Source organism: Klebsiella sp. 141162 (assembly GCF_050600755.1).
Taxonomy (GTDB): Bacteria; Pseudomonadota; Gammaproteobacteria; order Enterobacterales; family Enterobacteriaceae; genus Klebsiella; species Klebsiella aerogenes.
Window position 1 is genome coordinate 66,061 of sequence record NZ_JAQIRI010000003.1, and the last position, 13,641, is coordinate 79,701.

The following is a 13,641-nucleotide window of genomic DNA, read 5'->3' on the forward strand; positions in this document are numbered from 1 at the left end:
TGGCGAAATGGGGGCTTTTAGCGTCGATCGACACGCCGTCTGGAAGACATAGCGCCAGCAAGCCGCCCCGTGGGGGTATATCAATGCTCCTGGCTTGCCTTTATACTACCGCGCGTTTGTTTATAAACTGCCCAAATAAAACTAAATGGGAATTCTCCGGTGAAGTTCGTAAAGTATCTTTTTATCCTTGCAGTTTGTTGCGTTCTGCTGGGAGCAGGCTCGATTTATGGCCTCTACAAATTTATAGAGCCGCAACTCCCCGACGTCGCGACCTTAAAGGATGTGCGCTTGCAGATCCCGATGCAGGTTTATAGCGCGGACGGCGAGCTCATTGCGCAATATGGCGAAAAGCGCCGCATTCCCGTCACTCTGCAGCAGATGCCGCCGGAGCTGATAAAAGCGTTTATCGCGACTGAAGATAGCCGCTTCTATGAGCATCATGGCGTCGATCCGGTGGGGATTTTCCGCGCCGCCAGCGTGGCGATGTTCTCAGGCCATGCCTCGCAGGGCGCCAGTACCATTACTCAGCAGCTTGCGCGTAACTTCTTCCTCAGCCCGGAAAAAACGATAACGCGTAAGATCAAAGAGGTTTTCCTCGCGATCCGCATCGAACAGCTGCTGAATAAAGACGAAATTCTCGATCTTTACCTCAATAAAATTTACCTCGGCTACCGCGCCTATGGCGTCGGCGCCGCCGCGCAGGTTTACTTCGGTAAAACGGTCGATCAGCTGACGCTAAGCGAAATGGCGGTCATCGCCGGTCTACCAAAAGCGCCTTCCACCTTTAACCCGCTCTATTCGCTGGATCGCGCGACCTCGCGTCGCAACGTGGTGCTGTCGCGTATGCTGGGAGAAGGCTATATCACCCAGGCACAGTACGATCAGGCGCGCAGCGAGGCGATTGACGCCAGCTATCACACGCCGGAAATCGCCTTCTCCGCCCCGTATTTGAGCGAAATGGTGCGTCAGGAGATGGTCAACCGCTACGGCGAGCAGGCCTACGAAGACGGCTATCGCGTCTACACCACCATCACGCGTAAAAACCAGCAGGCCGCTCAGCAGTCGGTGCGTAAAAACGTGCTCGATTACGACATGCGCCACGGCTATCGCGGCCCGGCCAACGTGCTGTGGAAAGTTGGCGAGACCCCGTGGGATAACAAAAAAATCCTCGATACGCTGAAAAAACTGCCGGGCGTCGGCCCGCTGGCGCCGGCGGTAGTCACCTCCGCGAACTCGCAGGAAGCCGTCGCGTTGCTGGGCAACGGCACGTCGGTGGCGTTAACGATGGATGGCGTCCGCTGGGCGCGTCGCTACGTTTCCGATACGCAACAAGGCTCGACGCCACGCAAAGTGACTGACGTCATTCAGACCGGGCAGCAAATTTGGGTGCGCAAAGAGGGCGACAAATGGTGGCTGTCGCAGGTGCCGGAAGTGAACTCCGCGCTGGTCTCTATCAACCCGCAAAATGGCGCGATTATCGCTCTGGTCGGCGGCTTTGACTTCAATCAGAGTAAATTCAACCGCGCTACCCAGGCGCTACGTCAGGTTGGCTCCAATATCAAGCCGTTCCTTTATACCGCGGCGATGGACAAAGGCTTAACCCTCGCCAGTATGCTTAACGATGTGCCGATCTCCCGCTGGGATGCCGGCGCGGGCTCCGACTGGCGGCCAAAAAACTCGCCGCCGCAGTACGCCGGCCCTATTCGTTTGCGTCAGGGATTAGGTCAGTCGAAGAACGTGGTGATGGTGCGCGCGATGCGCGCAATGGGCGTCGATTATGCGGCAGAGTATCTGCAGCGTTTCGGCTTCCCGGCGCAGAACATCGTCCATACCGAATCACTGGCGCTGGGTTCCGCTTCCTTTACCCCGCTACAGGTCGCCCGCGGCTACTCGGTAATGGCTAACGGCGGCTTCCTGATTAACCCGTACTTCATTAGCAAGATCGAGAACGACCAGGGCGGCGTGCTGTTTGAAGAGCGGCCTAAGGTCGCCTGTCCGCAATGTAATTCGCCGGTGATCTACGGCGATACGCCGAAATCCAACGTGCTGGAAAACCAGGATGTCGAAGAGGTCGCCACCTCTCAGGAGCCGCAAAACGGCGACGTCCCGCCGCAGCCGCAGCTTGAGCAGGCTAATCAGTCGCTGGTCGCGCAAAGCGGCGCGCCGGAGTATGCCCCGCATGTTATCAACACGCCGCTGGCCTTCTTGATTAAGAGCGCGCTGAATACCAATATTTTCGGCGAACCAGGCTGGATGGGCACCGGCTGGCGTGCGGGCCGCGATCTGCAGCGTCATGATATCGGCGGCAAAACCGGTACCACCAACAGCTCGAAAGACGCGTGGTTCTCCGGCTACGGTCCGGGCGTCGTGACTTCGGTGTGGATTGGTTTCGATGACCACCGTCGCGATTTGGGCCGTACCACCGCTTCCGGCGCGATTAAAGATCAGATTTCGGGTTATGAAGGCGGCGCTAAAAGCGCCCAACCGGCCTGGGATGATTTTATGAAACGGGTGCTGGAAGGCGTGCCGGAAGAGCCGTTAACGCCGCCGCCGGGTATTGTTACGGTGAATATCGACCGCAGTACAGGTCAACTGGCTAACGGCGGCAACAGCCGCGCCGAGTACTTCATCGAGGGCACACAGCCTACCCATCAGGCGGTGCGCGAAGTTGGCACCACCATTACCGATAGCGGTGGCGAAACCCACGAGTTGTTCTAATAAAAAAAGCGCCTGCGGGCGCTTTTTTTATGTCCGGATGAGACGCTTATAACTACAAACGCCCCTGCGCCTGTAGCCATTCACGCACCAGAAACAGCGCGCTGACGTTACGCGCTTCATTGAAGTCTTCTTCTTCCAGTAGAGACATCAGCTGCGACAGCGGCCAGCGCACCTGCGGCAGCGGTTCCGGCTCATCGCCCGGCAGCGATTCCGGATAGAGATCTTCCGCCACCATGATGTTCATTTTGCTGGAGAAATAAGATGGCGCCATGCTGAGCTTCTTCAGGAAGGTCAATTGACGGGCGCCGAAGCCCACCTCTTCTTTCAGCTCGCGGTTGGCGGCTTCCATGGCGGTTTCGCCGGGGTCGATAAGCCCTTTGGAGAAACCCAGCTCGTAGGATTCGGTGCCGACCGCATATTCGCGGATTAAAATAATGTGGTCGTCAACAATCGGCACAATCATTACGGCTTCACGCGCGGTGGGCCGCATGCGTTCATAAACGCGACGCACGCCGTTGCTGAACTCCAGGTCCACGCTTTCAACATTAAAAAGACGCGAACGCGCTACCGTTTCAACGTTGAGAATGGTGGGTTTTTGTAATGATTTGCTCATTGTCATCGGTCTATGCTGTGATTACAGAAGTCATTGTGCGATACGCAGCACGGTTTCGGCAATCCAAATTGCCACTAATTTACATAGTTGCAACGTTTTGCTTGCAATGCAAAGATTCATAAAGATAAAAAAGTCAATAGGTTGAATTTGTTTTGAGAATTTACCGATTCCTGAGTTTTCCCGTTTTTGATAAGCTTACATGCTGCTGCATTGCACAATAAAATTTCCTGCATTAGACAACATGTGCCGATAAACAATTAAAATTACTATGACGATGGGATGGGCATGGGCACCTTTCTGACCTTTTTCACAGCTCTGCTACTCTGTGTCTTGCTTATCGGGTGGTGGTATCGATCTCATGCCAGACGTCGTCGCCTCCCCTTACTGCAAGCCTTTAGCGACGCGACGACCCGCAAGCTTTCTGATGATGAACGTCAGGCGGTCGAAAAGTATCTCGATGGCCTCAGCCAGTCGCAACAGGTACCGGCGACCGGCGCCAGCGTCGCGCCTGTCGCCCTGAAACTGAATGAGCAGAGCGACACCGTTTATACCGTCACCCGCGCCGTCACCCGCTACGGCATTTCGTCTGATGAGCCCAACAAATGGCGCTACTTCCTCGACTCGGTGGAGGTTCATCTGCCGCCGTTCTGGGAACAGCATATCAACGACGAGAACAGCGTCTCGCTGATCCCAACCGATAGCCTGCCGCTGGTGATTGTTCTCAACGACCACACCTTGCGCGACTATCCGCAGGAAGCCCGCGGCTACGCGCTTGAACGCGCGTCGGCTACCCAGGCGTCGATTCGCGGTGAAGAGAGTGAACAGGTCGAACTGCTGAATATCCGCCAGGAAACCCAGGAAGAGCATGCCCTCAGCCGTCCTGACAGCCTGCGCGAAGGGATCATGATTGTCGCAGCCTTCCTGCTGTTCTATTGCTGTCTGATCTCCCCGGATGTCTTCGCGCCGTGGCTGCTCGGTGGCGGCGTGCTGCTGTTGGCCGCGGGCGTATGGGGCATCTATGCGCCGCCGCTGGCCGGTTCGCTACGCGAAATCCACTGCCTGCGCGGGATGCCAAAACGCTGGGGACTGTTTGGCGAGAACGACCAGGAACACGTTAATAATATTTCGCTGGGGATTATCGACCTTATCTATCCGCGTCACTGGCAACCGTGGATCGCCCAGGATCTGGGGCAGCAAACCGATATTGATATTTATCTTAACCGCCACGTTGTTCGCCAGGGGCGATTCCTGTCGCTGCACGATGAAGTGAAACACTTCCCGCTGCAGTACTGGCTGCGCAGCGCGATTATCGCCGCCGGCGCGCTGCTGGTCGTCATCATGCTGTGGATTAGCGTACCGCTGAATATGCCCTTTAAATTCACGCTCTCCTGGCTTAAGGGGGCGCAGACCATCGAAGCCACCACCGTCGGCCAGCTTGAAAAGGCGAAAGTGCGTATCGGCGACACGCTGCAATTAAAAGGTACCGGGATGTGCAACATCCGCACGCCGGGCGCCTGGAGCGCGAAAGACGCGTCACCGTTTACGCCGTTCGACTGTTCGCAGATCATCTGGAACGACGCGCCTCCCCTGCCGCTGCCGGAGTCCGATATCGTAGGGAAGGCCACGGCGCTGGTCCAGGCGGTACAGCGCCAGTTGCATCCTGACCCGGACGACGATTCGCACGTTAGCCCGGCATTACGTTCGGCAATTCAGAAATCAGGAATGGTGCTGCTGGATGACTTCGGCGATATCGTGCTGAAAACCAACGATCTCTGCTCGGCGAAAGATGACTGCGTGCGTCTGAAGAACGCGCTGGTCAACCTTGGCAATACCCGCAACTGGGAAGCGCTAACCAAACGCGCCACCGCCGGTAAGCTCGATGGCGTGAACGTGTTGCTGCGCCCGGTGAGCGCCGAATCGCTGGAGAATCTGGTGACCACCTCCACCGCGCCGTTTGTGATGCGTGAAACCTCGCGCGCGGCGCAGGCGCTAAATAGCCCGGCCCCTGGCGGATTCCTGATCGCCAGCGATGAAGGCAGCGAACTGGTCAATCAGCCGTGGCCGGCTATCAGCCTGTACGATTATCCTGCCCACGAGCAGTGGGGCGAGCTGCAGCGCCTGGCGGGCATGTTGATGCACACGCCATTCCATGCGGAGGGGATCGTCACTAATCTTTATACCGACGCCAATGGCACCCAGCATATCAACCTGCACCGCATTCCCGATCGCAGCGGGCTGTGGCGCTATCTTGGCACCACTCTGCTGCTGCTGGCGATGCTTGGTTGTATGTCGTGGCACGGCGTGCAGGCGATCCGCCGCTATCAGCGCCAGCGCCTGCGCATGGAAGAAATTCAAAAATATTATGAAAGCTGCCTGAATCCGGTTCTTATCCCTTCCCCGGATCATCAAGATTAATTCCTGCGCGACAGGGTGTGATACCCTGTCGCGCATTTCCCCCTCGCTGGAGACTCACCATGCAAATCAATATCGCGTGGCAGGAGGTTGATACCGTTCTGCTGGATATGGATGGCACGCTGCTCGACCTCGCCTTCGACAACTACTTCTGGCAAAAATTGGTCCCGGAAACCTGGGGCGCCGCGCGCGGACTCAACCTGCAGGAAGCCAAAGCGGCAATGCACCAGGAGTATCACGCCGTGCAGCATACGCTAAACTGGTACTGTCTTGATTACTGGAGCGAGCGACTGGGTTTGGATATTTGTGCGATGACCAGCGAGCAGGGACCGCGGGCAAAACTGCGGGAAGATACCGTGCCATTCCTTGATGCGCTGCGGGCCAGCGGCAAGCGCCGCATCCTGCTGACCAACGCGCACCCGCATAATCTGGCGGTGAAGCTTAAGCACACCGGTCTGGACGCGCACCTTGATTTATTACTTTCCACCCACACATTTGGTTATCCGAAAGAGGATCAGCGCCTGTGGCGCGCGGTGGCGGAAGAAACCGGCCTTGATGCGCGCAAAACGCTGTTTGTCGATGACAGCGAGGCTATCCTGGACGCGGCGGCGCAGTTCGGCATTCGTTATTGCCTGGGCGTCACCAATCCGGATTCCGGCCTGGCGGAAAAACAGTATACCCGCCATCCCGGCGTGAACGATTACCGGCGGCTGATCCCTTCCCTGACTCCGGAGGAGAGGCCATGAAAGATAAGCCCGATGAAAGCGTCAGGCTGGACAAATGGCTTTGGGCAGCCCGCTTTTATAAAACTCGCGCCATTGCGCGCGAAATGGTTGAAGGCGGCAAGGTGCACTACAACGGACAACGTAGTAAGCCGAGCAAAATCGTCGAGCTGAATGCCACCCTGACCCTGCGCCAGGGCGACGACGAGCGCACCGTTATCGTCAAAAGCGTTACCGAACAGCGCAGGCCAGCCAGCGAAGCCGTTATGCTGTACGAAGAGACGGCGGAGAGTATCGAGAAACGCGAAAAAGTGGCGCTGGCGCGTAAGCTGAATGCGCTCACGATGCCTCACCCAGACAGACGTCCGGACAAAAAAGAGCGCCGCGACCTGATGAGATTTAAACACGGCGACAGCGAATAGCGCTGCCGCCAGCAAGAGAGATGATTATGACTCAACACGATCAATTACATCGTTATCTGTTTGAAAACTATGCCGTGCGCGGTGAACTGGTCACCGTATCGGACACGTTGGAACAGATCCTGGCCAACCATAGCTACCCGCAGCCGGTGAAAACCGTGCTGTCGGAGCTGCTGGTCGCCACCAGCCTGCTGACCGCCACGCTGAAATTCGCCGGCGATATTACCGTTCAGCTGCAGGGCGACGGCCCGCTCTCGCTGGCGGTGATCAACGGCAATAACCAGCAGCAGCTGCGCGGCGTCGCTCGCGTTCAGGGTGAAATCCCGGAAGGCGCGGACCTGAAAACGCTGGTCGGCAACGGCTATCTGGTCATTACCATCTCTCCACAGGAAGGCGAGCGCTATCAGGGCGTTGTTGGCCTGGAAGGCGATACCCTGGCGGCATGCCTGGAAGATTACTTCCAGCGTTCCGAACAGCTGCCGACCCGTCTGTTCATTCGTACCGGCGAGCACGACGGTAAAGCGGTGGCCGGCGGCATGCTGCTGCAGGTGATGCCGGCTCAGGACGCGCAGCTTAACGACTTCGAGCATCTGGCGACCCTGACCGAGACCATCAAGGCGGAAGAACTGTTCACCCTGCCGGCGACCGATGTATTATGGCGCCTGTACCATGAGGAAGAGGTGACGGTATACGACCCGCAAGACGTCGAGTTCAAATGCACCTGTTCTCGCCAGCGCTGCGCCGATGCGCTGAAGACGCTGCCGGATGAAGAAGTCGACAGCATCCTCGCCGACGAAGGCGAAATTGATATGCATTGCGACTACTGCGGTAATCATTACCTGTTCAACGCGATGGATATCGCCGAGATCCGTAATAACGCCTCGCCGGCGGATCCGCAGGTACACTAATCGCCCCTCTCGCCGGGCGTTGCCGGGTTTTTCTAACCCGCCGCGCCTGGCGTCAACTATTTCGACCGCGTGTTGAATCGATTTTCACTGAAAGAGTTACGTAACTTTCTTTCAAGAAAGCGATTACATTCACATTTCAGCAGTTTTTTTAATTACTTTTTAACCATTCGGAAACATCTATCGCCACCTGCGGCCGTTTTCCTGAGATAATCACGCGCACTTCGTGACAGGAGTCACTGTGTTTTTCGTAAGAAAGGCGTTTGTCGAGATACGTAAATCTATGAGCCTGGTCGCGGTCTATTCCCTGAAAGAAACCCTACAATTTAAAGCAGTACATATTGGCTAAGGAGCAGTGACATGCGCGTTAATAGTTTAACCCCGCAGGATCTCAAGGCTTACGGTATCAATGACGTCCAGGAAATTGTCCACAACCCGAGCTTCGATACGCTGTATCAGGAAGAGCTCGACCCGAAACTGGAAGGTTATGAGCGTGGCGTATTAACCAATCTTGGCGCCATCGCCGTCGATACCGGCATTTTCACCGGCCGTTCGCCGAAAGATAAATATATCGTCCGTGACGATACCACTCGCGATACCGTGTGGTGGTCTGATAAAGGCAATGGCAAGAACGACAACAAGCCGCTCTCCCAGGAAACCTGGCAGCACCTGAAAGGCCTGGTGACTCACCAGCTGTCGGGCAAACGCCTGTTTATCGTCGACGCCTTCTGCGGCGCCAACGCCGACACCCGCCTCAGCGTGCGCTTTATTACTGAAGTCGCCTGGCAGGCACACTTTGTTAAGAACATGTTCATTCGCCCGAGCGAAGAAGAGCTGGCAGCCTTCGAGCCGGACTTTATCGTCATGAACGGCGCGAAGTGCACCAACCCGCAGTGGAAAGAGCAGGGTCTGAACTCCGAAAACTTCGTGGCTTTCAACCTGACCGAGCGCATCCAGCTTATCGGCGGCACCTGGTACGGTGGCGAAATGAAGAAAGGGATGTTCTCGATCATGAACTACCTGCTGCCGCTGCAGGGCATCGCTTCGATGCACTGCTCCGCTAACGTCGGCGAAAAAGGCGATGTCGCCGTGTTCTTCGGCCTGTCCGGCACCGGTAAAACCACCCTCTCCACCGACCCGAAACGCCGCCTGATTGGCGATGACGAGCACGGTTGGGATGATGATGGAGTGTTTAACTTCGAAGGCGGCTGCTACGCGAAGACCATTAAGCTGTCGGAAGCCAACGAGCCGGATATCTATCACGCGATCCGCCGCGATGCGCTGCTGGAAAACGTCGTGGTACTGGCTGACGGCACCATCGATTTTGATGACGGTTCGAAGACCGAGAACACCCGCGTCTCCTACCCGATCGACCATATCGAAAATATCGTTAAGCCGGTGTCGAAAGCCGGTCACGCTACCAAGGTCATCTTCCTGACCGCCGATGCCTTTGGCGTATTGCCGCCGGTTTCACGCCTGACCGCTGACCAGACTCAGTACCACTTCCTGTCTGGCTTTACCGCCAAGCTGGCCGGTACCGAGCGCGGCGTCACCGAGCCGACCCCAACCTTCTCCGCCTGCTTCGGCGCCGCGTTCCTGTCGCTGCACCCGACGCAGTACGCCGAAGTGCTGGTAAAACGCATGCAGGCTTCCGGCGCCCAGGCCTACCTGGTCAACACCGGTTGGAACGGTACCGGCAAGCGTATCTCAATTAAAGATACCCGCGCGATTATCGACGCCATCCTCGACGGTTCGCTGGATAACGCCGAAACCTTCACTCTGCCGATGTTCAACCTGCAGATCCCAACCGAGCTGCCGGGCGTCGATACCCATATCCTCGACCCGCGTAATACCTACGGTTCTCCGGAGCAGTGGCAGGAGAAAGCCGATCAGCTGGCGAAACTGTTTATTGAGAACTTCGAGAAATATACCGATACCCCGGCCGGCGCTGCGCTGGTTGCGGCTGGTCCGAAGCGTTAATCAGGTCGCAGAGACAACAAAGCCGGGCGATGCCCGGCTTGAGATTGATGACAAACCTCATGCAACCATTGGACTTACAGATTGCAAGAGACAAATAACAAGGAAAATCAATTTATTGATTTTCGGCTGATAACCACAAAGAAGGAAAAACCACGCTTTTTCCTTCTTTGTCAGCAGTCTGAAGCCGGGCGATGCCCGGCTTTTTTATTTTTATACGCTAATCAACTCTCTTTCGCAGGCTTCGCCGGCGACAGCGCGCGATGCACCGGAATTGGTAGCCAGGCGCGGATCAGCAGGCCGCCGCGTTCGCTGGTGCCAATCTCCAGGCGACCGTTATGATTGTCGATAATACGCTGCACTATCGCCAGCCCCAGCCCGGTGCCGCTGGTGCTACGGGCGCTATCGCCACGCACAAACGGCTGGAACAGATGTTCGCGCTGTTCCGGTTTAATTCCCGGGCCGTCATCTTCCACCTGGAACCAGGCACGGCTGGCTTCGCTGCCGCTGCTGACTTTAATCCAGCCCTTACCGTAACGAGCGGCGTTCACCACCATATTGGCTAACGCGCGTTTGATCGACAGCGGATGCAGGCGCAGCGGAATTTCTCCGGCCTGCAGATCGGTGGCGATTTCCCGCTCGTAGCCGCTTTCGGCGGCGATCACTTCGCCTAACACGGCATTGAGATCCGCAAGCTCCATCGGCATCTCCTGGCCGGTGCGCAGGTAATCAATAAACTGCTCGATGATGGCGTTGCACTCTTCGATATCTTTATTGATCGACTCGGCAAGATAGCCGTCCTGTTCGCCCATCATCTCCGTCGCCAGCCGGATCCGCGTCAACGGCGTGCGCAAATCGTGGCTGACCCCGGCCATCAGCAGCGTACGGTCATCCGCCAGCTGTTTGACCCCGGCGGCCATATGGTTGAAGGCGCGGGTCACCGAACGCACTTCCGACGCGCCGTATTCGCGCAGCGGCGGCGGAATAATCCCACGTCCGACCTGCAGCGCGGCGTGCTCCAGGTCGACCAGCGGCCGGTTCTGGATACGGATAAATAGCCACGCGCCGCCAATGGCCAGCAGCATTATCGCCAGCGTATAACGGAATAGCGGCGAGAAATCGCCCTGATGGATTTCAGTCAGCGGCACCCGCACCCAGATATTCGGCGACAGCCAGGTCTTCAGCCACACCACCGGCGAGCTTTTGTTGACCTCAACCCGCACTTCGGTCGGCCCGCCAAGCTGGTGCGCCATCTGCTGGCTTAAGAATTCATAATGCTGCGCCCAGCGCAGCCCTGCGTCTTCCGCCGCCTCATTGGAATAGAGCGAAATCCCCAGCTCGCGGTAAATTTCGCGGCGAAACGCCGGCGGAACCACCAGTTGGGTGCCGTCTTCCAGCTGCAGTTTATCGGTCATCAGCATACGGACTTCGTATGCCAGCACCTTATTAAACTGCTGCAGGCTCGGCAGGATCGCGAAATTCAGCACCACCAGATAGGTCGTCACCAGGCTGACGAACAGCAGGGTGACGATCAGTAACAGGGTGCGGGCAAATGAGCTTCGCGGCGAAAAACGCACGCGCTTCATGCCTTAGAACCGTCCGGCACGAAGACGTAGCCCAGTCCCCAAACGGTCTGGATGTAGCGCGGATGCGCCGGATCTTCTTCCACCATGCGACGCAGGCGGGAGATTTGTACGTCTATGGAACGCTCCATCGCCGAGTACTCGCGGCCGCGGGCAAGGTTCATCAGCTTATCGCGGGACAGCGGCTCGCGCGGATGGCTAACCAGCGCTTTTAATACCGCGAACTCACCGCTGGTGAGCGGCATCGGCTCATCTTCACGGAACATCTCGCGGGTGCCAAGGTTCAGTTTAAATTTGCCAAAAGCGATCACCGCTTCTTCTTGCGATGGCGCGCCCGGCAGCTCGTTCGCCTGGCGGCGCAGCACGGCGCGGATACGGGCCAGCAGTTCACGCGGGTTAAACGGTTTAGGAATGTAGTCATCGGCGCCGATTTCCAGCCCCACGATACGGTCCACTTCTTCCCCTTTCGCCGTCACCATAATGATCGGCATCGGGTTGCTCTGGCTACGCAGACGGCGGCAGATAGATAAACCATCTTCGCCCGGCAGCATCAGATCCAGCACCATCAGGTGGAAGGATTCACGGGTCAGCAGGCGATCCATCTGTTCAGCGTTCGCCACGCTACGAACCTGGAAGCCCTGCTCGGTCAGATAACGTTCCAGCAGCGCGCGCAGGCGCATGTCGTCATCCACAACCAGAATCTTATAATTCTCTTGCATTGTTTGTACTCCCAAAGGTTCACTGCAATCGTTAGTGCGTATTCTTAAAAACCCACGCTAATACGACCAGCCAAATCTGGTATATATTCTAGTCGAAATTGTTACAAAGCATATTAAACAGCAGTTTATACCCGTCATTCTTCAAGTTGCACGTGCGTTGGCTGCGTGCGTTCACCCCAGTCACATAGTTATCTATGCTCCTGGGGATTCACACACTTGCCGCCTTCCTGCAACTCGAATTATTTAGGGTAAACCCGTCATTCTGAGCAAAATTTACCACCGGCGCGACAAAAAAGAAAAAGGCGGAGGGTCTCCTCCGCCTTTTTAGCTAATTTTGCCGCTTACGCGCGTCGTTGGCTCATGCCGTACCACAGCACCACCAGGAAGCATAGCAGCGGCAACCCATAGGCCAACGCGGTACTGTAGCGGTCGGCCAGCGCCCCCATGAAGTAAGGCATAATCGCCCCGCCGACGATGGCCATAATCATAAACGAGCTGGCGCGTTTGGTATGGTTGCCCATATTTTTAACGCCCAGCGCGAAAATGGTCGGGAACATAATCGACATAAAAAAGAAGACCGCAATCAGCGCCACCACCGACACGCCATCAATGCTCATCATCACCAGACCGCAGAGCACGATATTGACCAGCGAGTAAACCATCAGCAACGTCGCCGCCTGCACCCGCCCCATCAGCCAGGTACTAAAGAAACGACCGACCATAAAGCTAATCATCGCAATCGACAGCAGATAGGAAGCGTGCTGGTTTGTCACGCCATGCCAGTGCTCGGTCGCATAGTTGATAAAGAACGCCCCCACACCGACCTGCGCGGCAACGTAAAAGAACTGGGCGATGACCCCGCCGGTAAAGTGGCGATGCTGCCACAGCCCTTGTGCCGCTTCTTGCTGACTGCCCTCATCTTCGCGAATATCCGGCATCGGCGTGCGGCGGAACAGCAGCGCGATGGCCAGCACCAGCACGGCGATAGCGACATAGGTGATTTTTACCGAGCTCTGATCGCCGGTATTGCTCTGAGTGGCTGAAAAGAACAGCGTGCCGCCGATCAGCGGGCCAATAAACTGCCCCAGTCCGTTAAACGACTGCGCCAGATTCAACCGCCGCTCGGCGCCTTTACTATCGCCAAGTACCGTCGCATAAGGGTTCGCCGCGGTCTCAAGGCAACCTAATCCACAGGCAATCACAAACAGCGCGAAGAGGAATAGCGCAAAGCTATTCACGCTCGCCGCCGGCACAAACAGCAGCGCGCCAAGCGCATACAGGCACAAACCGACCAGGATCCCCGCTTTATAACCGCGTTTATCCATAAAATAGCCGGCGGGCAGCGCCACCAGGAAGTAGGCGCCAAAATAGGCCGCCTGCAGTAAACCGGACTGCGCTTTGGTGACGTGCAGGGTCTCCTGAAAGTGTTTATTGAGAACATCGAGCAGGCCGTAAGAGAGCCCCCACATAAAGAACAGGCTGGTGACCAGCATAAATGCCCAGCGCAGATTAGGGGTCGCCCCGGCGCGGGCCGCCAGCGGCTCCGCCGTTTTATTCACTAGCATGGTGAGAT

Annotated in this window: 10 protein-coding genes; 6 read left to right on the forward strand and 4 right to left on the reverse strand. The window is 56.8% G+C overall.

The window, feature by feature from the left end:
- Window positions 1–159 precede the first annotated feature (159 nt).
- Complete coding sequence (gene mrcA, locus PGR23_RS11545; RefSeq protein WP_396279347.1) at window positions 160–2,718, forward strand: peptidoglycan glycosyltransferase/peptidoglycan DD-transpeptidase MrcA; 2,559 nt, start codon at window positions 160–162, stop codon at window positions 2,716–2,718.
- A 52-nt stretch (window positions 2,719–2,770) separates the two neighbouring features.
- Here mrcA and nudE read toward each other — a convergent pair whose 3' ends face one another.
- The gene (gene nudE, locus PGR23_RS11550) at window positions 2,771–3,331 is read right to left on the reverse strand and encodes an ADP compounds hydrolase NudE (protein ID WP_015703662.1); all 561 of its coding nucleotides are present in this window, start codon (window positions 3,329–3,331) and stop codon (window positions 2,771–2,773) included.
- A 285-nt stretch (window positions 3,332–3,616) separates the two neighbouring features.
- Between nudE and PGR23_RS11555 the strand changes: the two genes are divergently transcribed.
- The 5 genes from PGR23_RS11555 to pckA all read left to right on the forward strand — a co-directional run bounded on the left by PGR23_RS11555 (window position 3,617) and on the right by pckA (window position 9,769).
- Complete coding sequence (locus tag PGR23_RS11555) at window positions 3,617–5,746, forward strand: intracellular growth attenuator family protein (RefSeq protein ID WP_047078887.1); 2,130 nt, start codon at window positions 3,617–3,619, stop codon at window positions 5,744–5,746.
- Between the two features lie 59 nt (window positions 5,747–5,805).
- Window positions 5,806–6,489: a GMP/IMP nucleotidase gene (gene yrfG / locus PGR23_RS11560; RefSeq protein ID WP_015703664.1), complete on the forward strand. Its 684-nt coding sequence runs from the start codon at window positions 5,806–5,808 to the stop codon at window positions 6,487–6,489.
- Window positions 6,486–6,887 (forward strand): ribosome-associated heat shock protein Hsp15, encoded by a 402-nt coding sequence (hslR, locus tag PGR23_RS11565; protein WP_396279346.1) that lies wholly within the window; start codon window positions 6,486–6,488, stop codon window positions 6,885–6,887. The genes yrfG and hslR overlap by 4 nt, the downstream gene beginning before the upstream one ends.
- A gap of 26 nt (window positions 6,888–6,913) precedes the next feature.
- Window positions 6,914–7,792: an Hsp33 family molecular chaperone HslO gene (gene hslO / locus PGR23_RS11570; protein WP_015703666.1), complete on the forward strand. Its 879-nt coding sequence runs from the start codon at window positions 6,914–6,916 to the stop codon at window positions 7,790–7,792.
- 357 nt (window positions 7,793–8,149) lie between these two features.
- On the forward strand, window positions 8,150–9,769 hold the full coding sequence (pckA, locus tag PGR23_RS11575; protein ID WP_045375850.1) for a phosphoenolpyruvate carboxykinase (ATP): 1,620 nt from the start codon (window positions 8,150–8,152) through the stop codon (window positions 9,767–9,769).
- A gap of 221 nt (window positions 9,770–9,990) precedes the next feature.
- Here pckA and envZ read toward each other — a convergent pair whose 3' ends face one another.
- From envZ to fucP, 3 genes are all read right to left on the reverse strand, one after another.
- Complete coding sequence (gene envZ / locus PGR23_RS11580) at window positions 9,991–11,352, reverse strand: two-component system sensor histidine kinase EnvZ (protein WP_015369373.1); 1,362 nt, start codon at window positions 11,350–11,352, stop codon at window positions 9,991–9,993.
- Window positions 11,349–12,068: an osmolarity response regulator transcription factor OmpR gene (ompR, locus tag PGR23_RS11585; protein ID WP_001157751.1), complete on the reverse strand. Its 720-nt coding sequence runs from the start codon at window positions 12,066–12,068 to the stop codon at window positions 11,349–11,351. Before ompR ends, envZ begins: the two co-directional genes overlap by 4 nt.
- 341 nt (window positions 12,069–12,409) lie before the next feature.
- Window positions 12,410–13,633, reverse strand: coding sequence for an L-fucose:H+ symporter permease (fucP, locus tag PGR23_RS11590; RefSeq protein WP_396279345.1), 1,224 nt, complete (start codon window positions 13,631–13,633; stop codon window positions 12,410–12,412).
- Window positions 13,634–13,641: the final 8 nt, after the last annotated feature.

Bases quoted from the DNA above. Each gene is read 5' to 3' on its own strand.
- nudE (WP_015703662.1), bottom strand. From the start codon at position 3,331: ATGAGCAAATCATTACAAAAACCCACCATTCTCAACGTTGAAACGGTA.
- PGR23_RS11555 (WP_047078887.1), top strand. From the start codon at position 3,617: ATGGGCACCTTTCTGACCTTTTTCACAGCTCTGCTACTCTGTGTCTTG.
- yrfG (WP_015703664.1), top strand. From the start codon at position 5,806: ATGCAAATCAATATCGCGTGGCAGGAGGTTGATACCGTTCTGCTGGAT.
- hslR (WP_396279346.1), top strand. From the start codon at position 6,486: ATGAAAGATAAGCCCGATGAAAGCGTCAGGCTGGACAAATGGCTTTGG.
- hslO (WP_015703666.1), top strand. From the start codon at position 6,914: ATGACTCAACACGATCAATTACATCGTTATCTGTTTGAAAACTATGCC.
- pckA (WP_045375850.1), top strand. From the start codon at position 8,150: ATGCGCGTTAATAGTTTAACCCCGCAGGATCTCAAGGCTTACGGTATC.
- envZ (WP_015369373.1), bottom strand. From the start codon at position 11,352: ATGAAGCGCGTGCGTTTTTCGCCGCGAAGCTCATTTGCCCGCACCCTG.
- ompR (WP_001157751.1), bottom strand. From the start codon at position 12,068: ATGCAAGAGAATTATAAGATTCTGGTTGTGGATGACGACATGCGCCTG.
- fucP (WP_396279345.1), bottom strand. From the start codon at position 13,633: ATGCTAGTGAATAAAACGGCGGAGCCGCTGGCGGCCCGCGCCGGGGCG.